This is a genomic window from Methanospirillum hungatei JF-1, assembly GCF_000013445.1.
Classification (GTDB): domain Archaea; phylum Halobacteriota; class Methanomicrobia; order Methanomicrobiales; family Methanospirillaceae; genus Methanospirillum; species Methanospirillum hungatei.
The window spans coordinates 1,492,963-1,517,680 of the sequence record NC_007796.1 but is presented as its reverse complement, the minus strand read 5'-3'; the positions used below and the strand labels follow the sequence as shown (position 1 = coordinate 1,517,680).

At 42.5% G+C, this 24,718-nt stretch carries 23 protein-coding genes; 6 read left to right on the top strand and 17 right to left on the bottom strand.

Annotated features, from left to right (window positions below):
* Positions 1–127: 127 nt before the first annotated feature.
* From MHUN_RS06990 to MHUN_RS06960, 7 genes are all read right to left on the bottom strand, one after another.
* Positions 128–709, bottom strand: coding sequence for a class I SAM-dependent methyltransferase (locus MHUN_RS06990; protein WP_143709395.1), 582 nt, complete (start codon positions 707–709; stop codon positions 128–130).
* A 51-nt stretch (positions 710–760) separates the two neighbouring features.
* Entirely contained in the window at positions 761–1,573 is an 813-nt protein-coding gene (locus tag MHUN_RS06985) for an FmdE family protein (protein ID WP_011448346.1), read from the bottom strand.
* A 13-nt stretch (positions 1,574–1,586) separates the two neighbouring features.
* Positions 1,587–2,129 carry a tRNA (N6-threonylcarbamoyladenosine(37)-N6)-methyltransferase TrmO gene (tsaA, locus tag MHUN_RS06980; RefSeq protein ID WP_011448345.1) on the bottom strand — a complete coding sequence of 181 codons (543 nt, stop codon included), beginning with the start codon at positions 2,127–2,129 and terminating at the stop codon, positions 1,587–1,589.
* A gap of 50 nt (positions 2,130–2,179) precedes the next feature.
* Positions 2,180–2,659 (bottom strand): PadR family transcriptional regulator, encoded by a 480-nt coding sequence (locus MHUN_RS06975; protein ID WP_048067352.1) that lies wholly within the window; start codon positions 2,657–2,659, stop codon positions 2,180–2,182.
* Positions 2,660–2,868: 209 nt separating this feature from the next.
* Positions 2,869–3,288, bottom strand: a complete 420-nt coding sequence (locus MHUN_RS06970) for a putative zinc-binding protein (protein WP_011448343.1) — start codon at positions 3,286–3,288, stop codon at positions 2,869–2,871.
* 22 nt (positions 3,289–3,310) lie between these two features.
* Positions 3,311–7,375, bottom strand: a complete 4,065-nt coding sequence (locus tag MHUN_RS06965) for an acyl-CoA dehydratase activase (RefSeq protein WP_011448342.1) — start codon at positions 7,373–7,375, stop codon at positions 3,311–3,313.
* Positions 7,376–7,571: 196 nt separating this feature from the next.
* Positions 7,572–7,988, bottom strand: coding sequence for a metal-dependent transcriptional regulator (locus MHUN_RS06960; RefSeq protein WP_011448341.1), 417 nt, complete (start codon positions 7,986–7,988; stop codon positions 7,572–7,574).
* A 391-nt stretch (positions 7,989–8,379) separates the two neighbouring features.
* Between MHUN_RS06960 and MHUN_RS06955 the strand changes: the two genes are divergently transcribed.
* Positions 8,380–9,129 (top strand): DUF364 domain-containing protein, encoded by a 750-nt coding sequence (locus MHUN_RS06955; RefSeq protein ID WP_011448340.1) that lies wholly within the window; start codon positions 8,380–8,382, stop codon positions 9,127–9,129.
* Positions 9,130–9,169: 40 nt separating this feature from the next.
* On the opposite strand, the gene MHUN_RS06950 is transcribed toward MHUN_RS06955, so the two are convergent.
* Together MHUN_RS06950 and MHUN_RS06945 are read right to left on the bottom strand one after the other, a co-directional pair.
* On the bottom strand, positions 9,170–10,111 hold the full coding sequence (locus MHUN_RS06950; RefSeq protein ID WP_011448339.1) for an aminoglycoside phosphotransferase family protein: 942 nt from the start codon (positions 10,109–10,111) through the stop codon (positions 9,170–9,172).
* 290 nt (positions 10,112–10,401) lie between these two features.
* On the bottom strand, positions 10,402–11,502 hold the full coding sequence (locus MHUN_RS06945; RefSeq protein ID WP_011448338.1) for an ABC transporter substrate-binding protein: 1,101 nt from the start codon (positions 11,500–11,502) through the stop codon (positions 10,402–10,404).
* Between the two features lie 137 nt (positions 11,503–11,639).
* On the opposite strand from MHUN_RS06945, the gene MHUN_RS06940 reads away from it, so the two are divergent.
* Positions 11,640–12,515, top strand: a complete 876-nt coding sequence (locus MHUN_RS06940) for a class I SAM-dependent methyltransferase (protein WP_011448337.1) — start codon at positions 11,640–11,642, stop codon at positions 12,513–12,515.
* A gap of 31 nt (positions 12,516–12,546) precedes the next feature.
* On the opposite strand, the gene MHUN_RS06935 is transcribed toward MHUN_RS06940, so the two are convergent.
* From MHUN_RS06935 to MHUN_RS06910, 6 genes are all read right to left on the bottom strand, one after another.
* Positions 12,547–13,323: an ABC transporter ATP-binding protein gene (locus tag MHUN_RS06935; protein WP_011448336.1), complete on the bottom strand. Its 777-nt coding sequence runs from the start codon at positions 13,321–13,323 to the stop codon at positions 12,547–12,549.
* Entirely contained in the window at positions 13,320–14,402 is a 1,083-nt protein-coding gene (locus tag MHUN_RS06930; protein ID WP_011448335.1) for a FecCD family ABC transporter permease, read from the bottom strand. Before MHUN_RS06930 ends, MHUN_RS06935 begins: the two co-directional genes overlap by 4 nt.
* Positions 14,403–14,446: 44 nt before the next feature.
* Complete coding sequence (locus MHUN_RS06925) at positions 14,447–15,286, bottom strand: class I SAM-dependent methyltransferase (protein ID WP_011448334.1); 840 nt, start codon at positions 15,284–15,286, stop codon at positions 14,447–14,449.
* An 11-nt stretch (positions 15,287–15,297) separates the two neighbouring features.
* Positions 15,298–16,377 carry an ABC transporter substrate-binding protein gene (locus tag MHUN_RS06920; protein WP_048067858.1) on the bottom strand — a complete coding sequence of 360 codons (1,080 nt, stop codon included), beginning with the start codon at positions 16,375–16,377 and terminating at the stop codon, positions 15,298–15,300.
* A gap of 205 nt (positions 16,378–16,582) precedes the next feature.
* Positions 16,583–17,608 (bottom strand): methyltransferase, encoded by a 1,026-nt coding sequence (locus tag MHUN_RS06915; RefSeq protein WP_011448332.1) that lies wholly within the window; start codon positions 17,606–17,608, stop codon positions 16,583–16,585.
* A gap of 16 nt (positions 17,609–17,624) precedes the next feature.
* Positions 17,625–18,677: an ABC transporter substrate-binding protein gene (locus tag MHUN_RS06910; RefSeq protein ID WP_239441584.1), complete on the bottom strand. Its 1,053-nt coding sequence runs from the start codon at positions 18,675–18,677 to the stop codon at positions 17,625–17,627.
* A gap of 1,417 nt (positions 18,678–20,094) precedes the next feature.
* Between MHUN_RS06910 and MHUN_RS06900 the strand changes: the two genes are divergently transcribed.
* Positions 20,095–20,532 (top strand): metal-dependent transcriptional regulator, encoded by a 438-nt coding sequence (locus MHUN_RS06900; RefSeq protein ID WP_011448330.1) that lies wholly within the window; start codon positions 20,095–20,097, stop codon positions 20,530–20,532.
* A 14-nt stretch (positions 20,533–20,546) separates the two neighbouring features.
* On the opposite strand, the gene MHUN_RS06895 is transcribed toward MHUN_RS06900, so the two are convergent.
* Positions 20,547–21,020, bottom strand: a complete 474-nt coding sequence (locus MHUN_RS06895; RefSeq protein WP_011448329.1) for a hypothetical protein — start codon at positions 21,018–21,020, stop codon at positions 20,547–20,549.
* Positions 21,021–21,123: 103 nt separating this feature from the next.
* Between MHUN_RS06895 and rbr the strand changes: the two genes are divergently transcribed.
* Positions 21,124–21,696: a rubrerythrin gene (rbr, locus tag MHUN_RS06890; protein WP_011448328.1), complete on the top strand. Its 573-nt coding sequence runs from the start codon at positions 21,124–21,126 to the stop codon at positions 21,694–21,696.
* Between the two features lie 142 nt (positions 21,697–21,838).
* On the opposite strand, the gene MHUN_RS06885 is transcribed toward rbr, so the two are convergent.
* Positions 21,839–22,402 (bottom strand): YqhA family protein, encoded by a 564-nt coding sequence (locus tag MHUN_RS06885; RefSeq protein WP_011448327.1) that lies wholly within the window; start codon positions 22,400–22,402, stop codon positions 21,839–21,841.
* Between the two features lie 199 nt (positions 22,403–22,601).
* Between MHUN_RS06885 and MHUN_RS17380 the strand changes: the two genes are divergently transcribed.
* Together MHUN_RS17380 and MHUN_RS06875 are read left to right on the top strand one after the other, a co-directional pair.
* On the top strand, positions 22,602–24,089 hold the full coding sequence (locus MHUN_RS17380) for a response regulator (protein WP_052288834.1): 1,488 nt from the start codon (positions 22,602–22,604) through the stop codon (positions 24,087–24,089).
* 127 nt (positions 24,090–24,216) lie between these two features.
* Complete coding sequence (locus tag MHUN_RS06875) at positions 24,217–24,675, top strand: TIGR00725 family protein (RefSeq protein ID WP_011448325.1); 459 nt, start codon at positions 24,217–24,219, stop codon at positions 24,673–24,675.
* The last annotated feature ends 43 nt before the right edge of the window (positions 24,676–24,718 follow it).

Sequence of the window (24,718 nt, the reverse complement as noted above, 5' to 3'; positions counted from 1 at the left end):
ATTTGATACCAGTTTCAACTTAAGTTACGGATAAAAAAAATTTGACGAACTCATTTATTGCGTCGAAGAGCCAAAAGGGATAATCTGAATAATTGGTATATCTGAACCCCCAAAAAATTTAAGAATTTCAGGTTTGGATGATGAACGTAACTAAATAATTAAAACCAAGGTCAGCATGGGAGATCTGGACAAACCCATAGGGCGACACGATTTTTTCTATTTCATCTGCAGATATCCGCATGTGGACAGGCGGGCCAAAGGTCAGGTTTTCTTTATTGCATTCAATTATCACTAGAATTCCGTCTTTTTTTAAAACACGCTTTATCTCCCGAAGTAGCAATGGTCCAGTCTGATTCAGATCAAGACTATGCAGAACTGTTGAGATGAAGCATATGTCGATACTATTATTCTCAAATGGCAATGGGTTTTGAATATCATTTACAAATGCCTGGATATTTTCCAGTCCTGAATCCTCCGCTTTTTTCATGAGTTCATGAACAAGTCCTTCCTGTATATCGGTAGCAAAAACGGTTCCATTCCTGCCAACTTCAGTTGCTGCCCGGATTGTATAATCTCCGGTCCCACACCCGATATCAAGAAATGTATCGCCTTCATTCAGGTTTAATTCCCTGAAGACGATATCCGGATCCTGCATCCAAAAACTACTTGGACCTTTTCCTCTCCGGTGTCCTGGGCCGGGCTGTGTCATATGCAGAGCTCCTTTACAAATATGTGATTCATTCATGGGATCACTCTCCTCTTATTCCGGCTCCGTATGATGGCCATGGTCCCGGAAGTTTCTTTCAATGATTCCCTGCCCATTCACTTCCTGGAATTTTCCTCCACATGCGAAACACATATTCCGGAGCAGGCCACGTTTCCCCGTTTTTGTTTCCATGACCTCTTCACCACATTCCGGGCATACCATCGTGCCGGTTATCGGTGCACGTTCAGGGATAACTGGTATAACCCGCTCGAAAGCAAAGAGTTTTTCAAATGGATACGTAATTATTGCAAATGCTGCTTCGGTTGCTTTTTCCCTGAATAATTTCTCTTCTTCCTGTGTTCCCTTCCTTTTCATGATCACCTTGTCCATGAGAGGGTAAAATTCCGGCACCTCTTTATGAATATAGGTCTTGAAATCAGGAAGCAGACGGATTCTGACTCCTTCTTTTTCATTTCTGGATACAAAAGTTACGGCATGTTTTCCAAGATCGCGATAAATGAGTGAGTTGTTTCCAAGTGTACACCCGGAGACCGCCTGCACACCATCTGCAAAACAGGCATTCACCTCAATGATGGCGAGAAGGTTCTCCATGATTCCATCCGAATCGGCCGTTTCTTTCTTCAGAAGACTAAGTCCATATAGCGTTGCCATAACACCGAGAGTACTACCCGGACAATAATGCCCATGAATCTCAGCGGTCTTTACCAGGCAGGAGGCTGCATCATTCTTTCGAATCGCTTCTTTAAAGAGAGCTCTCGGATCTTTTTTGAGTTCATCAATCATCTCTCTGCTCAGCACACCTGAAGTACTATCAGTTTTTTTCTTTGCATCCTGAGATTTTTCCATGGTATGATCTCCTTTACGAATGAAATTCTGTCATGATCTTTGTCATCCACTCAGGGATGATTACTCCTTCCTGAGGAAATAAGAGGGGAACATATGGTTTGATATCAAGCACCGGGCTGTTATTGATGGCATCAAGGCCGGATACATAGAGCCGGTTTTTTTCTTTTTTCACCAGTTGAACGACTGTCATCAATACCGGGTTAGGCCGTGCAGGGCTGTATGTTGCATAAATTCCCTGTTTTGGATAATTGGTCATACCAGCCGGGTGGGTTTTCTTCATTGTCCTCCCGGAGACTGGGACCTCATGTCCCCAGTACAGGATTATTACATGTGAATATTCTTCAATACCCTCGAGAAGCTCTGAGAATTCTTCGGAGAGAATAATCTCTGAAACACGGGTATTGGTATCGGTCATGTCTTTCATGGCAGAAGTACATGCCTGGTTATGCTCAAGGCCGTCTTTTCCGGCTATGAGAGGTGGAGCAAGAAGATTATTTTTCACGATTCCGACGGGTGTAATACAAATAGTAGTATCCTGAATGGTGCTTTTTGTCATGGTATCCTATGTGTTTTGTGAAATATGAGAAATGGGTCTGTGGTGCCTTGTTATAAATTTTTTATCTCGTCAAAGGCTGTCTGTAAAATTTTAATTGCTGCCGGTTTTTTCTCTTCAGGAAGATCTTCGACGTAAAACCTGACATCCATCATAAAATTGATGAAAGAGAAATTTTCTTCGCCAAATACTTCCCGGTGCAATTTTTTGAAGAAAGTAACCCTCGTCTCTGCTTCTTCTTTTTTCCCTTTCAGAGTGGAGAGCATCTGTCTTCCATCTTCTGTTAGTTCAAACGTAATCTTTGATCGTTTGCCTACCTCTTTCACTTGTATCAAGCCCTCCTGCTCCAATGATTTCAGAAGAGGATACAAAGTCCCTTTATTTGGCACCCAGGTACTATCGGTTGTCTCATCGATCTCCTTTAGCAGTTCATATCCAGATTGTGGTTTTTTCTCCAGGAAATGAAGGACGAGAAGGGTGAGTAGCCCTCTCTCTTTTCCATCCTCAGGAGCAAATTTCCAGATATTTTTCATGATAAACACATGTTGGGTTTTCCTTTCATTATGTCTAACGGTTGTTTTTATTACGGTTAATATTTAACTATAGATCCTGTCTGTTGTACATGTGTCAATAATTGTAACTCTCGGAGTATATGCATTCCAACGAAAGAATAACTGAATGCTGCAGGTGAAATCATATAATATCTGGATTGCAAGAGGAGGGAATTGTCATGTCCTGAAGGTCAGCATCCCTTCCGGATAACATCAATGACGCATGCAACCTGTTCAGAAGTAAAGTTACGCCCTTTTTTCTTTTCAATCCCAAGGTCAGTAACCAGAACATGGTGGTTCACCTTAAATCCTGCCTGCAATGCAATTTTCTTTGCACAGGCTATAGTGCATCCATCGATGGCGATGATCTTCTCCGTTCCCTGCATTCGGCTTATAATAACCTCTGGTTTCGTTGCAAGAAGAGCAGTACAGTAATACATCCCGAATCCTTCATCTGACAGGACCATTGCAACCTCATTGGATATCTGTCCGGTGTTTGCCTGACCACAACAGGGGATGATAATATGATCAGAACCGGTTTTTGAACCCGGTTCGTTTGATGGATGTCCGTGCGATTCATTATTTTTCGTATCACTGGTAGATGTGTTCATGGTTTACCTCTTTTCTAGGAATTTACAGATAGTAGAGAAATGATTCAACCTTGCTTTTGTCATGGTCATTGTGTGTTCCGTCAAATGTCAGGTTTAGCACCGGCTTCTGGTGGTCTGATTCAAATCCTTTATGAAGAGTATTAAGCAGGATTCCGGTGTTTTCATACATTGATGAAACGGTTATCACGCCTTTGACCGATGACGGTAACCCAAGAACTTTTGCCTCCCTGTATCTTCCAAATCCACCGGCATAGTACCCGGTGGTGGCATCTGCGAGTCTGATAAGGTCTTCTGTTTTCTCTTCATATGGGCTGAATACACCAAGTACCTGATGGATTTGATTCATATAATCTTCGAGTATGGCAAGTTTCTTTAAGAGGACATCAGTCCTGTCGTTCCCGTACTGGAGAATGTAATCCTTCCAGGTCTGCCAGAAGCATTCGCTCAAAGGTGCAAACATAACCCGGACGTTGTTCTCTTCTAATCCATTCAGGATCTGGTTATTCAGCATATCATTGTAGAGAATGAGTGGCTCACCTATGGCAAGGATGGTTTTTTCCGGAGGTGCTGACTGCAGGATCATTGAAATCTCCCAGGCGACTCTTTTCAGAGAACGGATATCAAGTTCATTTCTCTGTATCATACCTTTCATCTGGTTCAGGTACCTGGCCCGGTCAGACACGGGGGTCACCAGAATTAAGTCTCCTGCAATGAGGAGACAGAAGAGTGATGTGAGAAAACTCTCATCCTCGTATATGATATCTTCAATGAACGGAGATTCAACCCAGACGTGAGATAGCCCTTCTTCATCAAGAATCGTGCGTATAAACCTGTTATACTGCCCGTCAACTTCTGCTCCCTCGTTCTGTGGAATGAAGAGAACTTTTGGGATATCTCCTTTGTTTCGAATGTCCGGAATATTCAGTACATCACCGACAAGTGCAGCCATTGAGAAGTATTCATTTGTTATGGTGTGTTTTCTCCCTTCATCAATGGACTTTTCACTCGTAGGTGGAAACGGGTGAGCACGGATTCCTTTTTTACTGAAATGTTCGCAAAAAAGTCCGGAATATGGATAGAGATCAGGCAGGTAATACTCACAGGAACTGGAAAATGCAAGACCGTTGGTTGTTATCCCGGCTTTCGGGTGAGGAACACGTTCCGGGTAACAATTCATATCCTCTGCAGGCTGTGAGGGTATATGGTTCAGACTGTTTACGAATGCTTCAAGTCTGGTTATCACACCGACTCCTGAAGAATGTTCATCAACTTCTATGTTCAGATATGGTTTATCTCCCATAATCTCCTTGAAATAGTGGGTGAATACGGTATCCGGACCACATCCATGATGGGTCAGGAAGATTGCATACAGGTTTGGATGTTGCCTGACAACCTGCGCCGCTTCGAGGATATGCTGACCAAATGGCCAGAACATGTTTGGGTGTTCGCTCGAAACATCACATTCCGGGAGGTTATAGAATGCAAGGGTTTTATATCCCATCTCTTTCAGTTTTCCGGGGATACCAAGGTTTAAGACAGGATCTGCTACCCCGTAGGTTTTTGAAATCAGGACAAATGCCTTTTCATCAGCCTGAAGGCCCTGCACGATTTGTTTCCCCTTTTCCATAATCCGGGTTTCAAAATCATGGAATGCCTGCATCCCTTTCTGAAGGGCTTTCCCTGTTTCCTCCGTTGTCCGGTCAAGCATCGTTCCAAGATTCATAAAACTGTTTTTCATGAATTGTTCACCAAGACTAAAACCGATGGTAGGAGCAAGCAGTTTGATGCCTTTCGTATCAAGTTCCATTGCCCGGTTTACCAGTTTGAATGCAAGTTGCATGTACGGGCAGCCAAAATCCTGGCGGGTATGGGAGTTTGGGTGAACAACCGTGTACAGGTCTGGGAAAAAGATGTAGTCCACCTTTTTCTCCACCAGCTCTGCCACATGACCATTGATCAGTTTGACCGGGTAACAGGTCTCGTCAAGTGAATAATCCTGTCCGAGCCAGATGGTCTTTTCACTTGTCGGATCTGACAGGAGGACATTATACCCCAGCTCTCGGAAAAAGGCGTCAAACATTGGATACATGCCATAGGTGAAGAGAGCCCGTGGGATTCCGATGGTCTTTTTACTGGGATCCAGTGTTCCATCATACCCTTCAAAGATAAGGTCCGTGACCATCTCTTCAAAATCAGATCCTGAATCGGAATTCGCTACTTTTTCTATCTCTCCCTCACCGGATGAGGCGATATGGTCAAATCCTTTGAATGAGGTCTTCCGTGATCCCATCTCTTCGCAGGTCAGGATTGCCGCTCCATAGGCTCCGGTCACACTAAAGAATGGAGGAACAATGATCTCTTTCCCGGTCAGTGAACGGAATGCGTTGATCACTCCCTGGTTATAGGCGATACCTCCCTGCAGGAATATCCGATCTCCGATCTTCTTCTGTCCGACCACCCGGTTCAGATAATTTTTCACAATGGAATAGCACAGGCCTGATACGATATCTTCAGTACTAGTTCCATTGGCAAGGCAGGCGGCAATACTGGTTTCGATGAATACGGTGCACCGTTCACCAAGATACTCCGGTTTTGTACTGGCAAGTGCCTTATCTCCAAAATCATCAATGGGAATATCGAATTTTTTGGACTGCTCTTCGATAAATGATCCGGTACCTGCAGCACATATCTTATTCATCTGAAAGTCAGTGACGACACCATTTCTCAGGCTGATAAACTTGGAGTCCTGACCGCCGATTTCAAACACGGTATCTACCAGGGGATCAAGCGTGATTGCAGCTCTTGCCTGGGCGGTGATCTCATCTTTCACAACATCAGCTCCGAACAGCCTTGCAATCATGTACCGTCCTGAACCGGTTGTTCCAACTCCGATAACCCGTACCTTGTCTTTGAATTCTCTTCCAAGGTCAGCAAGCCCGGTACTGACTGCATGGAATGGGTCTCCCAGAGTTCTTAGATACCTGAATGCAACAATCTCCTTGTTTTCATTCATGAGAACCAGGTTTGTACTGGTTGAACCGATATCAATGCCTAGAAAACAATCGGTTATCTCATCTCCTGAAGAGATTGGAGCACAGATATGTTTGTTTGTGCAGTCTTCCTTTCCGAACCGGGCAAGAGCTGGCAGGCTGAGTTCCGAATTGTTTGAATTGCATTCGTTGCGGGTGAGAATCGAGGATAATTCATCAGGTGAGATTGTCAGATTATTCTGCTTAGCAATAATTGCCGTTCCTATTGCTGCAGCATTTCCACTCAAATCTGAAACGATGAGTTTTCCATCAGAGAGATCTAGGATGTCTGATATGGCATTGACAATAGCGTCATTGTGTGCTACTCCGCCAGCGAAGAATACTGGTCTTGTAATGGGCAGTTTTTTGATTACTGCTCCCCGGTAATTCCTGATAAGAGCATATGCAAGACCCTGGAGAATATCCTCAACTGGAACACCTTCCTGCTGATGATGGATGATGTCGGTTTTGGCAAATACACTGCATCTCCCGGCAATTCGTGGAATGCTTGAACTTTTAGCCGCATAGGCTGCATAATCCTCAATAGACAGATTCAGCCGTGACACCTGTTCTTCAAGAAATGAACCCGTCCCTGCAGCACAATTGGAGTTCATAGAAATTTCGATGCATGATTTTTCCCTGCTCGTAAATCCGGTAATATACCTGGCGGTCTGTCCCCCGATATCAATGATTGAATGAACCGAATCATCCAGGCACAGGCTCCCTTCAAGGAGTGCCGATACATCATTGACGTGATGAATGGTCTGATCTTTGGATATCCATTTTGATTCACTTCCGGTTACCGCCCCATGTGTTATTGATGTTGGATCATACTGCCCTGCAAGCGTTGCAAGTATTTTCTGCAGGGTTTCTTTGATTTTTCCTTTATGAAGGATGTAATCTGCATATACTGGTTGCAAAGAACTGTTCACCAGGCCGATTTTGATCGATGAGTATCCGATATCAATACCGATACTGTATGTTTCTGGGTTTATCTTTTCATCAGCGAGATCCGAATGGTCCGGATCTGATTTCATTTGGGATGTTAATGTGTTCATACTTACTTCTCAACGGTTTATTTTAAACTATTACAATTACGCAACGATGGCATATTTAGATGATGGCCCAACTTTTTTCGAAAAACCGGAGTTTCCCGAAATCTGAATCAAAGAGTTTTTGAGTTCTGTCAGAATGTTAGAATACCAGACAGCGAGCAGATACTGAAGGGTGGGGATTATTGTACTAAGAAAAAGATCAGGATAATTGCTTTTTCATCTCCATACCTTTGCATCTTTCCTCAATGAATTTAATAAATGGGACCAGTTTTTTATACGAATCAGGTGAAAGGCCATGCTCCATGATGCATGCATCCCGGTTGGCGATTGTTGTTTCAACTCCGGCCAGTTCAAGAAGTCTTCGGATTGCATAGTGGGACTGAATCGTCCGTTCGGCAATACGTATTCCTTCGGGTGTCAGGGTCACTCCGCCGTACCTTTCATAATTTACATAGCCTGCTTCCTCTAATTTTTTAAACCGTTCAGTCACGGTTGCCGGGGAGATAATGAGTGCACCTGCAATGTCGCGGGATTTGGCATACCCCTTCTCCAGTGAGATCTTATAAATTTCTTCCAGAAGATCTTCATTTCTTGGTGATGTTCTCTTTTCCATCATATGTTCAATCCATTTTGTTTTATCGGCCAGTCATAAGTCAGAAAACCATGAAATACACAAGTTTTCGTTTCGGATTCCTTGAATCCAGGATTTCTTATGGTTTTATTTTAACGGTTTAATTCTAACTAAAACTATGTATTTCTATTCGGTCATAATAAATCTTTCCAAAACAGTTTTGACACACCGAAAAAACCCGAAATGACTAAAATAATTGTACTAAAGGGGAGTGAGAAATTTCAACGCGGTGTAATATATATTAATTATTACCTGGTTTTGAGTAATTGCTTTATGTCTGCACATCAGATCTTATTATTCCTGAAATCAGAAAATTCGGGCTTCAACTTTCAATGTTCGATATTTCGGGTTTCTTATTATTCATATTGAGGTTATTATGAGTACTCACATTATTGAAGAATTACTGTCTAATCTGCCAAAAAAAGATGTTACTGTCCGTTCGGTGATGGTTGGTGTTCATTGGACCGCTGTGTGCAGCAGTCATTGCGGTCTCGCGACAACCTTTGCTCCGGATAAACCCCATGATCACACCACTCATGTCCGGAATGTAGGGACTCTTCACCAGAAGAGTGCTCAGGAACTGGCACAGTATGCCCTATCTGAAAATACCATAGAAGCAGGAATTGGAATAGCTGCGATTAATTCACTGATGGAGTATAATGAAAATGATGCCGTGGAGATGAATGCGTCTGAAGTTCTGATGGAGCGGGGTGCAGGAAAAAATGTGGCAATCGTTGGTCATTTCCCATTCATTCCAAAGGTAAAAAAGGCAGTAAAGAATCTCTGGGTGATAGAACAAAACCCGTTAGAAGGAGATCATCCGGCCCATGCAGCTTCTGATTTAATTCCCCAGGCAGATGTTGTGGCAATTACCGGAAGTTCTCTGATCAATCACACTCTTGATGATCTGCTTGGGCTATGTAAACCGGAAGCACTTGTGGTCATTCTTGGTCCAAGTACGCCCATATCTCCGGTTCTCTTTGATCATGGAGCAAACATCATTGCCGGATCCAAAATTATTGACGAGAATGCTGTGCTCAATGCCATCGGACAGGGTGCGACATTTCAGCAGGTTACCGGAGTCAGGCTCCTGGCATTTTCAAGTCCGGGATCACCTCACCAGTAACGGAGAGGATGACTTTCCATCATTTTTCAGGAGTGGTATCCTACTGGTACCACTGCGGAATCGCTGAAGTAAACCCTTTATGGTCATCTATCAGGGTTCGTATAAGAGTAATTGCTCTTTTTAGTTCATCCCTGAATTCTTTTCGGGATGCCATTCGCGAGAACCAGACAATTGAAGGGACAATGCTCATTGCATTATACAGGGCATATCTTTTCCAGAAATCAGAAGGGACATTTCCCATAAAATAACCATCAATCTGACCCCGTGAGAAAGGGATGCTGATTTCACGGGAAAAAAATGCCAGTTTGTAAAAATCGTGTATGGGATCTCCCCAATCATACCGGTTAAAATCGATAATACCCGTCAGTTGTCCATTATTGATGATCAGGTTTGCAGGATGGTAATCATCATGCTGAAATGTCTGGCTGACATTCTTCATCAGATGGATGTTATCAGCAATATATCTATGAATCGGTTCTAAATCTAGTTCTTCCGGTGCCAGATGCTCCCGGTTACATGCATCGCAGTATCGTTCGTGCTTTTGTTTTTTTCTGGTATACCATGAGGAAAGAGTGGCTGGAGCAGCAAGCTGGTGGAGTTTTTTCAGTTCTATTCCGGCACGATATCCTATTTCATACTGGGTTTCCTGACTATACCGGTGCAATGATTCTTCTCCATCATCACCTTCAATATACTCATGGATCATGATGCAGGAATAAGCGTTATGAGAGATCCAACATGCCCGTGACCGGGGAACCAGTGATGAATATTTGGCGAGTGTATCCATCAATGAATACATCTCCTTCCTTCCGGCGAGGATTTGAGTATTGTCAGATTCTGTTATCCGAAGCAGGAATCTTTCTCCGGATTTTGCCGTGAGGAGATATTTCATATCTTCAGAGTACCCCTTGCGAACCGGTTCGATGTGGAAGATGTCGATATACTGCTTTATTTCTGAAAATATGTCTGGTCTGATGGTCATCTCCTGCCTCATTATTTCTCTCGTATCAATGGATCTCAAATATTATCCTTGTAATGTTCATGAGATAGTTTTACATAAGGATTGTTATCCTGAATTTACGAGTGTCAATTTCATGCATCAAATCAGGAACGATAGAAATCTGTATGAAACTAGATATTGCTAGGTTCATTGCTTCATTCACAGGCGAATCCACCATTTTTTCTTATGGTACAGGTACTGTAACTACTCCGGATTATGGGGATTTGATTCGAGGAACTGCTACATGAAAAAAAGTGAGTTGATTATCTGTTTTATGATGATTCACCTGGATATCCAAATAAACCTGTATTTTTCAAATCATAATTGGCACCGATGAAATCCAGATATTTCTGGTGTATCTCTTCCGGATTTAAATCATTGAAGAGATCCGGGTGGAACCACTTTGCCAGGTATGCAACGCCGATAATTGATCTGGGTGTTCCGGTCAGTGGATCAGCAATCAGGTATATCTTTTGGTTTTTAACCGCGTCATTACCGGAGAAAACCGGGTTTGAAGTTAGGTTTGTAATAAGAGAATTGGCCTTTTCTTTGGCTGCATCCTGATCCTTCGCATTATATCCGAACACATCTGGATACATGGCTTCACGATTATGCACTACCATGATATCAATAGGTTTTTTAATGAGCCATTCTGAATCCACTTCAAACCATGCAGCACTTTGATTATCCACGGCATTCCTTCCACCTGCGAGATTCAGCATGTTTGCCCATAATTTCATGCCATTTCCGTAGGTAAATATCTGCTCTGGCTTGTAAGCAGGACCTTTAAAAAAGACATCCGGTTTTTCCTCATCAGAAAGGATTGATGTTTTAGCATTAATATCGGAGGTTATACCCCTGACAAAACTTGCATATGCTTGAGCACTAGTTTCTGTGCCTGTTAGTTTTCCGAGTTTTTCAATGCTTTCTGCCTGGGTGAGTGGATCTATGAAATCCAAAATCACTACAGGTATCTCTGGTTCTAACTTTTTAAAAAGGTCATTGTATTGATAATTATTCCAGTCCTGTTTCTGGATAATCATAAGATCCGGTTTTAATTCATAGATTTTTTCATAATCAAGATCCAACTTCCCGGTTGGTTTTACTGGGCTGATTGCTGGAATTTTATCCAGGTCTGGGAAAAATTCTGGATCAGTAGTATACCCGTCACGGGCTACTAGTTTATCCCAGGCACCTACGATCTTGATTGCTTCAGCGGGTGCATAATGCTCGAAAGCTATTTTTTCTGCTGGTTTTTCCAATGTGACCTCACGCCCAAGATCATCAGTTACCGTTACGGATCCCTCTGCTGAACAAAGGCAGATACATGCTATCAGGATACACCAAAGCGTTACTCGCCATAATTGTTTCATATAATCTCCAGGAGTAAGACGTATCCTCGTATGAATAGTCTAACTCTAGTTGGTTCTCCCCAATACAATATATATTGATCTAATACAAATAATTCGTAAAAGCATCCTGGCTTCACAATAAGGAACATCCTAAAATTATGACAGCGATGGATTTAAGTAAAATTAACTGGTCTGGGGTCTGGAAATCAGAATTCAACCTGAATTGGCAATGCCAGGCAAATAGAAATCTATCAGATTTTTGGTCATCTAAGGAACAAGCATTCATATTTTGGAAAAAAACTCAGGAACAAAAATCATTTTATACTCCGATATTATCCAGAATCCCTATCAGAGAAGGAGAGGCGGTTCTTGACATTGGTGGCGGTCCAGGAACTATTGCCCTCCCTTTAGCACAAAAAGGTGCTCATGTTACGGTTGTTGAACCTGCTGTCGGAATAGTATCAGTTCTTTCTGATAACATTGCAGATCAGGGATTTTCAAATATTAAAATCATCCATTCCCGGTGGGAGGATGTGTTACCTGAACAATTGGGATCATATGATCATATTATTGCTTGTTTTTCTTTGGGAATGCCTGATATTCGGAGCAGTCTTAAAAAAATGATGGCAGTATCAGCAGGAACAATTTACTTGATCTGGTTTTCTGGTGTAAATTCCTGGGATCAGATGATGAAAAGCATTTGTACCGGTGCCTGTGGTATGCATTACCATGAAAGTCCAAAAACGAACCTTCTTGTTTTGGTCTTAAATGAAATCGGAATTTACCCTGATATTATTCATATCCGTCAACCATTTTATGAAAAGTTTGAATCAATTGATAAAGCGGTTATTGAGATAGAGCAAAGATGCGGTCATTCCTATCCTGGAAAACATGAATTCATTAAACAATGGGTTTTCCAAAACCTCATATCCCTTGATGGGTTTTATATCTGGAACCCCTTAATTACGATGAGTATTGTCAGCTGGAAAACTGAAAGGAAAAAGGAACAGAAAAATCATCTTATTCGGGCTTGAAACAAGAGTCTGTTCAAGCAAACTTGAAGAACTATCCCGCATGTAACCTTTTTTTCGGAACAACACATGGCACCTCCCCGTCATGCATGATCAGACTATCAACATCATAGACAGCCCGGATATTATCTTCGGTTAGCACGTTCTTTGGATCCCCAACTGCATGAATTCTCCCGTCCTTTAGCATAATTATTCGATCAGCATACCGGGATGCAAGGTTCAGGTCATGGACCACAAGAATCGCAAGAATCTTTTTCATCCGGACGGTCTCTTTGACCAGATCCATTATCTCAAGCTGATGTTTTATGTCCAGTTGTGACGTCGGTTCATCGAAGAGCAGAACTTTACTCTCCTGTGCAAATGCCCGGGCAATCATCACTTTCTGCCTCTGTCCGCCGGAGAGTTCTGAATGATACCGGAGTGCAAACTGTTCAAGGTGTAGCAGTTTCATCACTTCGGTTACTTTCAGGATATCACTTTTGCCGGATCTCCAGGTTGCATAGGGTTTTCTTCCCATCAGGATGGTATCGATAACCGTTGCCGGGAAGGTATCCTGAAAATTCTGTGGAACATATCCGAAAATTTTCGCAACTTCCCGAGCATGCATCCCATACACCTTTTCTCCCCCGACAATAACCTCTCCCGACTGGGGAGTTACCAGTTTATTCAGGCACCGGACAAGGGAACTTTTCCCTGAACCATTCGGTCCGACAATGGCAACAATCTCGGCATCCTGAAATTCAAATGAGAGGTCATGAAGAACCTGATTTGTCCCATAGGATAGGGATATCCCATGAAATGAAAGAGTCACCAGAATTCCCCCTTTCTGAACATGATCAGGTAGATAAAGAAGGGAACACCAAGAAATGCCGTAACCACACCCACTGGAATAATTGCAGGACTCATCACGGTCCGGGCAATCGTATCAGATACAATAAGAAGAATTGCTCCCATAAGTCCGGCTGCAGGAAGCAGGTACTGGTTATTCCCTCCGATAATAATCCGGCAGATATGGGGCGATACAAGACCGACAAATCCTATGGCCCCGATAAAACAGACAACTCCTGAAACCAGCAGAGATGAGACAATCATCACCGATATTCTGACCCTTCTGACCGGAATTCCAAGACTTTTCGCGGTTTCATCACCAGATGCAAGGATATTCATGTCCCAGGTTTTCCAGAGCAGGTAAAGAAAACAGATGGCTACAAGGGGGATGACCACATAAAAATCATCCCAACTGGTCTTCCCAAGATCTCCAACAGCCCAGAACATTGCACTTTTTACCGCTTCTGCCTCGGCAAAATACTGAATAAAGGTCGTCATGGCAGAAAAAAGAAACATGACTGCGATTCCGGTTAAAAGCATCGTTTCAGCAGACGCTCCTTTCATATCAGCCAGTGTAATAATGATTCCAACCGAGATGAGTGAGAATAAAAAGGCATTCCCGGCAATCAAATATGATCCTCCGAATATCCCTGCTCCACATATAATCGCAAGGGATGCACCAAATCCTGCAGCAGACTGAATACCCATCATGTAGGGATCTGCCAGGGGGTTCTTCAGAACGCTCTGCATAACGACTCCGGTGGCACCGAGGGCAATACCTGCGAAAATTGCCATGAATATCCGTGGAAACCGAAGTTTCCAGAGGCATACATCAGCAACCCAGGAACTCTCCGGACCACATGAGAAAAATCTTCCGACAAGAGCAGCATACACTTCATATAAAGACAGATTTGCTGATCCGGTTGAAGCGGCAATGCCAACAAGAATGATGATAATACCAATCAAAAGAAGAATAAAGAGTAATTTCCTTCGGATAAACTGTGCATACATGTCATATATGGATTCCGGCTGGTTCTGTGTGTGGGTAGATTCTGCTGTCATGGAGATCTCAAAATTTCAAAATTCATCCTGATAAAAAAATTAGTTCATGTTTCATTTTTCCATGAAAAACAAACGCTCTTGTACCGTTCCTGATTGATGTATGTCCCATTCTGGTAAATCAGGCCTGGGAGTACTAGTTCCCGAATCTGATCATCATAATCTGCGGAGCAGTTCAGTTGTTTTCTCGTCTCCAGAACTGCCTCCTCAATGGTAGGATATGTCTTTACATGTTCCATTTCCATGACCGACATATTTGGATAGATATTCATCTGGTACAGAACCTGAAACAGGATATCGGCTTTCGGTGGTGAGGTAAAGGATCTCCCATGAATAACCGGCCAGAGTTTTTTCATATGGTCTTCCCAGCTGTTCATCCCAGCCATCCAGAACAGCCATATCTCGCCGGAGCATACTTTTTGCATGGTTTCAATGGCCTGTTTCAGGTCCAGCATAACCAGAGAATACGAAGCAATGACCATATCATAGGGGGGAGTCAGGTCCTTTTGTATATCGATATCTTCCCATCTTTTCTGAACAATATCGATATTTCCTTTCGTTTCTGTTTTCGTTCGTTCCCTTAGCAGTTCTGCCATCCCGATGGCTGGTTCTACAGCGGTAACATGATGCACTTTTCCAGAGATGGGAATTGACAGAGTGCCAGGACCTGCCCCAATATCAAGAATCCTGAATTCGGGAGAGAAAGAAAGTTGCGAGATAATCTTTTCAGTCCTTTCAGGGTTTTGATTCATCATCTGGAGATATTTTTCGGCTTTTTCCTTTGTATCCCACATGAGAGCATATTCCCCCTGACCACGGGAGATCATGTGATTCTCAAATGTGTTTTTCCAGATCTCATTCCAGTTAATGTTAGAATCAGCAGCCATTTTTGTAGGTTTTATGAATTAGCCGGGTATCCGAATAATCCAATATTCTTAAGATCATAATCAGTTCCAATGAATCTGCTCAAATATTCCTGGTGGATTTGTTCTGGATCGAGATCGCTGAAGAGGTCTGGATGGAGCCATTTTGCCAGATAAGCAGATCCAATGAATGCTTTTGGATTGCTTATCATCGTTCCTTCCAGTAAGAAGACATTATCATCTAAAACTGCATCTGAATGTGAAAAAATCTCGTTATTCTTAATATCAATGATTATCTCGTCAGCTTTTTCAGATGCATGGAATGGTTCGGTTGCCAGATAACCAAAAGATTCCGGGTAATTTCTATAACTGCATGAGCCAACAATAGTGTCAATGTCCTGCTGGGTAAGCCACTCAAGATCTACCTCTTGATTATCACCGGGAAGACCGTCAGCGATATTTTTTCCACCTGCAAGAGAACACATTCTATTCCAGAATGAAGCATCTCTTCCAAATGTGCTAATTTTATCAGTAGTTCCACCTTTTAAAAAAACATTTGGCTTTTCGTCTGGTGATAATGTATCTGTTTTTTCTTTCAGGTTTTTAATGATCTCATCATGAAAATTAACATAATCATCAGCGACTTGCTCTGTTCCGATTAAAATGCTCAGTTTTTTGATACTGTCAGCATTTTCAGGTTCAAGAAAATCCAGGCCGACTATCGGGGTATCAGGTTCAAGTTTATTGGCAATTTCATCAAACTGCTCCCTTGAATCATAGTGTTTCTGGATGATGAAAAGATCAGGATGAAGTTCCGTAATTTTTTCAAAATCAAGAGAAAATGCCTGATTAGGAGTGCTCACAGCAGGAATAGTGTCTAGATTTGAATAAAACCTGGAATCTGTAAGAGAGCCATCTCTACCGACAACTTTATCCCATCCACCCGCCAGGAGAATTCCTTCACCGGCTGCTGTATGGCTGAATGCGATTCGTTCAGCATGTTTATCAAGGGTCACTTCTCTACCCCAGTCGTCGATAATAGTGATACTGGAATCTCCCGCTGTTTTTTCTATGTCTGCAGAACTCACCGGAGAGGATGCGATGGCAATAATCATAAGGAAATAAGTAATTATAAAAAAGCCATTTGATTTTTTACTCTTGTATTCCAGTGAATCTTTAATGAATGGTTTAGGTAATAACCGTTTCATGAATACTTATTTGAAGATAATTCTATTTTACTTTATCTAAAATTCTTTAGTTATATCCAAAAAAGTTTATCTTCTATTCACACTCAAAAAAACCACTATGTAAGATTCACTCCTATGTGTCTTTCCGGGCTATATCCAATTCAAATGGTCCCACATCCATTATGACCTGCTTAGAGGTGACACTGGAAAACCCCGCATTTTTCATTGCATCTGCAATAAACCCTTTTTCAAGACTGCAGGAGAACCCGGATAACGCACTGGTCATCATGTTCAGGACATGAACTCGTGGATATGTTCCTTCCTCATTCATCCCATCATGCAAACTCACAAAAATTCCCCCCGGATTAAGGGCATCATAAATCCGCTCTACCATAGTATCCATGCAGTATTTTGCAAAATTAAGCGTACAACTGCAGAGGATAAGATCATACCCGGATCCAAATGATTCTTCGAGATAATTTCCTCCCTGAGTGCTCATACGATTATCCATGCCATATTCTGCGATAAACTGCCGCGTAACCGGGATAACGGAAGGCTGATCAAATACAACCCCGGTCATCGTAGGGTGGTTTTTGAGAATCGCTATACTCATCAGACCTGGCCCCCCGCCAAGGTCCAGCATGGTTTTGAATGATTGAAATTCAGGGAGGCCGGATATTTCGGATGCCAGCATCTGGGCTGTTCCGGCTCGTTCCCAATTTGCCATGGAACGGGCATATCTCTCCCAAAACCCTTCGTTACACATATCATTTGTGTGTGACTGGGGAACCGGTCCGGATTTGACCCGCTCTATGATGACATCAGGACTTATTGAATTTCTCTGGTATTCGCGAAGCAGGATCTCTCCATAATACGTGGGGCTACTTGATACCAAAAAACTGTCAGTATCTGGCATATTCCTGTACATTCCATCTTTTTTATGAAGATGTCCACAAGATGTAAGAGTATCCAGGAGAACCTGTGTCGCTCCGGGATTTAATCCCTGTTTCTTTGCCAGTGATTCTACGGTAACGGGTTCCCTTAAGTTATCGAAAACACAGAGTTTCACTCCTGCGGCAAGAGCATTTGCTGAAATCATCGAGAGGGATTGTTCATATATCCGATTCAGGGACTCATTCATTACAGGAAATTCATTCATATTTCTCAAAAATTATTCAGGGATACCCAAATATCCCGGCATTATTCAAATCAAGGTCTGTTCCAATAAACTTCTTCAGGTATTCCTGGTGAATCTGCTCAGGATTAATGTCTGCAAACAGGTCCGGATGGATCCATTTGGCCAGGTACACAACTCCAATGAAAGATTTCGGGTTATTTGCTAGTTGATAGTCCTGGACAAATACTTGTCCGTTCTGAACTGCGTCGGTATGTGAATATATATCTTTTTCTGAAATTTCCTGAATAATAACCTCTGCTTCCTCAGTTGCCTTTGCGGGCTGTGTTGCGGTATAGCCAACATATTCCGGCTTTTCTTTGTCCCACACCTGAACAACAATACTGTCAATATCCTGTTCAAGCAGCCATTCCAGATCTACTGTTTTTACAAAATCCGAAGGTAAATCCTGTGCTACGTTCTTTGCTCCAGCAATGTCACATATCTTATTCCAGAACGAAGCCTCTTTTCCGTAGGTTGAAATCTGTTCTGGACCCATTCCGACTGCATCGATAAATACATGTGGCTTTTCAGTATCTGGAAGTGAACTTGTTTTTTCCCGAATGCTTGTGATGGTATCATCATGAAATCTGACATATTCATCAGCAACATCACTTGTTCCAAGGAGAACGCCTAACTTTTGAATACTATCAGCAGATTCCGGATCAAGGAAATCAAGACCCACAACCGGAATGTCCGGTGCCAGTGTTTCAGCAATTACATCAAAGTTTTCCCGGTCTGAGTATTTCTTTTGGAGAATTACGAGGTCCGGCTCTAACTCAGTAATTTTTTCGAAATCCAGGGTAAATGCCTGATTCAGCCCGTTTATTACCGGAAGTGAATCAAGATTTGGATAAAATTTGTAGTTCGTGATTGAAGCGTCCCTTCCGACTACTTTATCCCAGCCACCAGCGAGAAGAATTCCTTCACCTGCAGCGGTATGGCCAAAGACAATTCGTTCAGCGGGATGGTCAAGGATAACTTCTCTTCCCCAGTCATCTGTTATCGTTACACTGCCAGTATCTCCGCTGTTTGTGTCAGCTGAGCTAACCATGCAGACAGTGAGGAAAAGGATCAAAAGAATGCATAATGATGGTCTGATACGTGTAACATGAGAACATGTTTTTTTATCTAGTATTTTCATCAATTAGTCATCTCACAACGGTTGCAAATATACTATGATATTTTCAGAATATATAATCTCGGTTTTTTTGTCTTAGCACAAAAATCGTGAATGTAAGGATGGAACACCTCTCTGCAATTCTTGGCATGGAAGGATAGGCTGGGACCTGTGATTGAGAAAATTGGCTATCTGGTTTCAGCAATGATTTAGCTTTTATTGAAAAAACGTCCTCAATTTTGGCTTACTTTATTATTGACCAAATCGGGTATAGAAAATGATAGTTTGAATAAAACTTTTAAAATCATACTATTGCTAAATCCTTTTTTTACAATCAGCACCTGACAGAGAGCAATCAAACAATGGAGAATCATTTCATTATGGCAACAAAATTCTGTTTTATTCAATTTTGGGATTTCTTCTAATCTGTGCTGAAATTATGATAATTCTGTCTTTTGAATCCCCGATTGTAATAACCGATCACATGGGAAGAACGATTACGTTTGATAAACCTTAAAGAGAAAAATATGCAATCACCGTTTTTCATCCATACGACGCCATTGTATTAAATTATATATATTTATATTCTCAAAAATAACATTCATATATCCGCCCTCTATTGCAGGATCTCACCTTCAGGTATACTAACTCATGGGTAGATTTCATGTATGATAGCGTGCTTCTATAACTCTGCGATTCAGCCTTTATTCAGCAAAATAATCGATTTAATTCGCTTATCTGGTGCAACCTTAAGTCGCAGGTAGTCTGATATATCAAATGGCCGTATTTTTGATAATAGGGGTCAAATTGAAGGTTTTAAGGGGGTGACTTTGTAAAGATACCTGGTTGCCCAAAAAAGGGGGATTTTTATGAAAGATTTGGTAGCCGATAGTGATACACTTTTCATATTGTGTGTTTCTTCTGCGAATTTCTGAGATCCTCTCCCCTTGAACGAGAGGTTTTATACCCAGTATGCTTTTCTGAAAAAAGGTTTGGGAACCTCTCATATCAACCAAAAAAGGAAGTATTGATCAGACAACCGGTATGTCCGGATCTGTCTGGAGGTTGCAGAATAACAAGGTCCAACATGATAAGATTCCTCGAAAAAATCGCCTTTGCATATGAGCATCAGCCTGACCGGTAATACCGTGCTTTTATGTCGTACCATTGTAACCGGTCTTATTGCTCTTTCTTATCGCATACCTCTTCTCATAATAGTGTTGCTTTCTCCATTAAACTTAAATGCGATTGTGCTCTGATTCTTATTATTATATGGTAGATTAGAACACATAGTTTACCGAGTCAAACGTGACTGAGTAGTATCAGAGCATTTTTACATATAATATCTGACATGGCTGAAGAGAAAGTAACGAGACGGAACGAGGATCTCCTGGAAGTGATCTTTGAAATCTCCGAAGAGAAAGGATATGCAAAATCACGGGACATCGCCCAGGCATTACATATCACCCCTGCCACCGTTACCGACGGATTCAAGCGGTTACAGGATGCAGGACTGGTGAATTACGAGCCATACGGGGGAGTGACCCTGACTGATGAAGGGCGGTGTATTGCAGAGAGAACCATACAATCTCACACCATACTTCGCACGCTTCTTGAACTAATAGGGGCAGATGGAACCGTTGCAGACCATGATGCCTGTATCATGGAACATGGATTATCACCGGAATCGTATGGTAAGCTCCTGGGAGTAGTCGAATTTATTGAGGAATGCTGCACAGATCCTGCCCTGAAAAAGCGTTTTGAAAAAATAGTTCTGAAAAAAAGCTGAACGTTCATCACTACTCATGTTGGCGGTTTTACATATTCAGGAAATGAGTGAGCAATCTGTTTTGAAACGGTAAGAATAACTGGTTTTTCACTTTGAACCTCATATTCATACACATGTGTCCAGAATGCACTGCTTTTTTGTCGGTACCGTAATGATCCCCAGGGGATGAGGGCACTCTTTCCACTCTCTGAATGAATGAGGGATAAAAGTCTGAAAGGAAACCCTAATGAGATGAAGAGTCCTTCCCTGGAGATCACGATCTTCACACAGTTCTTATACCAGACCTTTCCCAGCCCAAGGGTCTGACGTGAAAACAGCGTGCCCGTAGGTTCCTGACTTGCTGGCCATTGCTCAACCAGTATGCTATATCCACCCGATTTATCAAGGTTTTTTAACATATAGAAAACAACGAAAAATAGGACGATCACCAGTATGGAGAGGACGATAAAAAAAGGGGCGATTATAAAGACGAAAGGATCGGCTATCATATAACCTCTATTGTATATCGTTATCTGTCATCTATTTATTGACCCAGAGCAGATTATTATCTGTACGACATAACAGATCATGTTATGGTAGAGGCTGATCAATATGGAGTTAAAAGGAAGCCAGACCGAAAAGAATCTCCTTGCAGCATTTGCAGGGGAATCCCAGGCCCGGATGCGATACAACTACTTTGCAAGTGTTGCTAAGAAGGAAGGATATGAACAGATATCTGCAATCTTCACCGAAACTGCAGATAATGAGAAGGAACATGCAAAGCTCTTCTTTAAACTTCTGCCTGGTGGAGATGCAGAAATAACTGCATCCTATCCGTCAGGAATGATAAAAACAACCCCGGAGAACCTTAAGGCCGCAGCAGATGGTGAGAGCCATGAGTGGGGGGCCCTCTATCCCGGATTTGCAGAAACTGCAGAAAAGGAAGGCTTTAAGGAAATTGCAGAGACATTCCGTCACATCGCGAAAGTGGAAGTATCTCATGAGCAACGGTTCCGCAAACTCCTTGCAGCGGTTGAGCAGGGAACCGTGTTTAAGCGGAACACTCCCACCAGGTGGAAATGCAGAAACTGTGGGTATGTCCATGAAGGATCAGAAGCACCAAATCCCTGCCCGGTTTGTGCACATGCACAGGCACACTTTGAACTCTGGTGCGATAACTATTAATACCCATTTTTCTTATCCCTTTAAATAACTCTTTTTTTCGAATCAGAAGTTCTCTAAACGAAGATAGATCTCCAGTCATACTGGTGAAATGCTCTGATAATTCGTACGATCCAAAAAAGATGTGAGGGTTTTTCCACCCGTTTTAATGTTCTTTTGTCAGGAAGTATGACCCGATACAGAGGGCAAGTATCGCGAGTGCAAGGAGCAGGGCATCACTGACTGCAATCATCTTCATTGATATGACATTCTTGAAGAATGCAACCATCAGGATGATGATGATAACTTTGATGATTTTACTTTTCAGTTCATCCAGTGACGTAATCTGAAGAAGCGGGTGCTCGACGTCATCGCATGCATCACGTGCAACATCTATCTTCGAAATAATCAGCTCGTATAAACCGAAACTGAAGATTAGGAAGAATACTGCAATCAGGTACAGATCAAGTGCACCGATAAAGCCTTTCAGTATCTCTTCATTTTCAAGACTTGCATGTTCTGTTGCAACACCCGCAATACTCAGCAATATTTCCTTAACCGGGTGGATGATCTCCAGAGTGCCCATGACAAACAGGGCCACTGACGCAATGGCACAAAATATGACTGCAAGAAATGATACATACCGGAATTTCCAAAGCCAGTACTCAATCGGATTGAGAATTTTACATTCAAATGATTCTTTATCGGTTGATAAAATCTTCTTGATCATGATATCTTCCTCCATTATGAGGAACACGAGAGCAATAAGTATTTGCCCTGCATGGAGGGAAATGTGAGATCAGAATCCTGATGTATCCGAAAAAATTTTCGAATATTATGTGTCCAAGTCTCCTCTCCTTGGTCGGGAGGCATATGCATATATATTATGAAGGAAAAAAGATGGATAATTTATAATTAAATCCGGGCATGTGAACACGATACAGGGGGATGAAGGGTTCACCAGGTCGGATAAAAGTGGATACGGTGGGGGGAGTCTTTTGGTTTCGGTATTATATGTAGATGACGAAGAGGATCTCTGTATTGCCTCATCTCTTTTTCTGACCCGGAAGGGGTTTTCTGTAACAACCTGTTCTTCAGCAAAAGAAGCATTGGATTCTCTTTCACAGACCCGATATGATGTCATCGTTTCCGATTACATGATGCCGGGAATGGATGGTATCTCTCTCCTTACCGAAGTCAGAAAGAACCATGGGGATATCCCTTTTATTCTCTTCACCGGAAAGGGTGATGAGGAGGTTGTGATCCATGCCATTGAGCAGAAAGCGGATTATTACGTCAGGAAAGGGAATGATCCAATAACGGTTTTTTCTGACCTGGCCTATACCATTGATAAGGTCGTCGAACGGTACAAAACAAAAAAAGACCTTTTTGAGAGTGAGGAGAAATACCGGTTCCTGGTGACCCATGCCTTAGAGCCCATACTCATTGTTGATCTGTACGGAAGGCTTCTCTTTGCGAATAATGCTGCTGCACAGATGATTGAAGTGGCAGATATCCCTGGCAATCTCGGCCGGAATGTCATGGAATTTATCTCTCCTGAATCACATGAAGCGGTCATTCGTGATTTTTCTGAAGTTGCACAGGGGCATGATTCCTATATTGCCGAATATGAAGCGGTTACGTCTCATGGCCGGCCTGTCACGGTAGAGAGTATTGGAAAACTGATTCAATATGAGGATAAGCCTGCAATCCTTCTCTCACTTCGTGATGTTACTGACCGGAAACAGATAGAAAAATCCCTGCGGAAGGCATCACGGCAGATAAATCTCATGAACAGCATCACCAGGCATGATATTCTGAACAAGGTTACCATCATACTGGGTGCAATTGAGATTGCAGAGATGGAATGCAGTGATCCCACAATTTCCCATTACTTCAAAACCCTTGAAGCTGCCACAACTGCAATACAAAAGCAGATTGAATTTACCCGTCTCTACCAGGATCTGGGAATCCATGAACCTGCCTGGCAATCCCCGGCCATGATCATAAAGGGGCTGCAGATTCCCGAGGGCCTGACATTGGATGTTACTCTGGAAGATATTTCTGTTTTTGCTGATCCGATGCTGGAAAAAGTCTTTTTCAACCTCCTTGATAATTCCCTTCGTCATGGGGGAACAATATCTCATATTCTGGTTTCTGGAACCAGGCATCCTGACGGGTACACTATTTCGTGGGAGGATAACGGGACCGGTGTCAGGGATGATGAGAAAGAGGCAATATTTGAACGTGGACATGGGAAACACACAGGTCTTGGACTCTTTCTTGTCAGGGAGATCCTTGCTTTAACCGGGATATCAATTACCGAGACGGGAACAGAAGGGAAAGGTGCCAGGTTTGATATCAGTATTCCAAACGGGATCTATGCAGATGCGATTGCATCACCGGTTATAGTATAGTATTCCGATATCCGGAAAAAGAAGGTTCATGGGTAAATTTTTCGGGTAGTGCATAAACGAATTATAACGTTCGGATCAGCCGGATAGAGGATAAATCTCTTACCATTTGAAGGAGTCGTGGGTGTATATGGGTGACGGGACAAGAAATACTGGAAAACAGGTCGCTGTAATCGGAGGATCCCATGCAGGAGAGCAGGACCTGATCCATGCAGAACGGGTCGGTGTGCTTCTTGCACACAAAGGAATTGTTCTTCTTTCCGGAGGAAGGGGTGGAGTTATGGAGGCCTCATGTCGTGGTGCTTCCAATGCAGGAGGCATGGTGGTCGGGATTGTTCCCGGTTCAGAAGGCAATTCCTATCTATCGGCAATAGTAAAAACCCGGATGGATCATGCTCGCAATGTCATCCTTGTTGGATCAGCTGATGCGGTTATCGCCATTGGTGGAGAATATGGGACACTATCGGAGATTGCTTTTGCTCTCAAATCAGGGATCCCGGTATATGGAATTTCAACCTGGGATATTCCCGGAGTGATACCCTGCGAAAACCCTGATGAAGCAGTGCATCGGGCGATAATTGATCCCTGAATAAATCCTTTCTTCTTGTGTTCCGGCAGGAATCCCCTTTTGG

Coding starts and splice junctions, on each gene's coding strand:
- MHUN_RS06990 (WP_143709395.1), bottom strand. CDS start 709: ATGACACAGCCCGGCCCAGGACACCGGAGAGGAAAAGGTCCAAGTAGT.
- MHUN_RS06985 (WP_011448346.1), bottom strand. CDS start 1,573: ATGGAAAAATCTCAGGATGCAAAGAAAAAAACTGATAGTACTTCAGGT.
- tsaA (WP_011448345.1), bottom strand. CDS start 2,129: ATGACAAAAAGCACCATTCAGGATACTACTATTTGTATTACACCCGTC.
- MHUN_RS06975 (WP_048067352.1), bottom strand. CDS start 2,659: ATGAAAAATATCTGGAAATTTGCTCCTGAGGATGGAAAAGAGAGAGGG.
- MHUN_RS06970 (WP_011448343.1), bottom strand. CDS start 3,288: ATGAACACATCTACCAGTGATACGAAAAATAATGAATCGCACGGACAT.
- MHUN_RS06965 (WP_011448342.1), bottom strand. CDS start 7,375: ATGAACACATTAACATCCCAAATGAAATCAGATCCGGACCATTCGGAT.
- MHUN_RS06960 (WP_011448341.1), bottom strand. CDS start 7,988: ATGATGGAAAAGAGAACATCACCAAGAAATGAAGATCTTCTGGAAGAA.
- MHUN_RS06955 (WP_011448340.1), top strand. CDS start 8,380: ATGAGTACTCACATTATTGAAGAATTACTGTCTAATCTGCCAAAAAAA.
- MHUN_RS06950 (WP_011448339.1), bottom strand. CDS start 10,111: ATGACCATCAGACCAGACATATTTTCAGAAATAAAGCAGTATATCGAC.
- MHUN_RS06945 (WP_011448338.1), bottom strand. CDS start 11,502: ATGAAACAATTATGGCGAGTAACGCTTTGGTGTATCCTGATAGCATGT.
- MHUN_RS06940 (WP_011448337.1), top strand. CDS start 11,640: ATGACAGCGATGGATTTAAGTAAAATTAACTGGTCTGGGGTCTGGAAA.
- MHUN_RS06930 (WP_011448335.1), bottom strand. CDS start 14,402: ATGACAGCAGAATCTACCCACACACAGAACCAGCCGGAATCCATATAT.
- MHUN_RS06925 (WP_011448334.1), bottom strand. CDS start 15,286: ATGGCTGCTGATTCTAACATTAACTGGAATGAGATCTGGAAAAACACA.
- MHUN_RS06920 (WP_048067858.1), bottom strand. CDS start 16,377: ATGATTATTGCCATCGCATCCTCTCCGGTGAGTTCTGCAGACATAGAA.
- MHUN_RS06915 (WP_011448332.1), bottom strand. CDS start 17,608: ATGAATGAATTTCCTGTAATGAATGAGTCCCTGAATCGGATATATGAA.
- MHUN_RS06910 (WP_239441584.1), bottom strand. CDS start 18,677: ATGGTTAGCTCAGCTGACACAAACAGCGGAGATACTGGCAGTGTAACG.
- MHUN_RS06900 (WP_011448330.1), top strand. CDS start 20,095: ATGGCTGAAGAGAAAGTAACGAGACGGAACGAGGATCTCCTGGAAGTG.
- MHUN_RS06895 (WP_011448329.1), bottom strand. CDS start 21,020: ATGATAGCCGATCCTTTCGTCTTTATAATCGCCCCTTTTTTTATCGTC.
- rbr (WP_011448328.1), top strand. CDS start 21,124: ATGGAGTTAAAAGGAAGCCAGACCGAAAAGAATCTCCTTGCAGCATTT.
- MHUN_RS06885 (WP_011448327.1), bottom strand. CDS start 22,402: ATGATCAAGAAGATTTTATCAACCGATAAAGAATCATTTGAATGTAAA.
- MHUN_RS06875 (WP_011448325.1), top strand. CDS start 24,217: ATGGGTGACGGGACAAGAAATACTGGAAAACAGGTCGCTGTAATCGGA.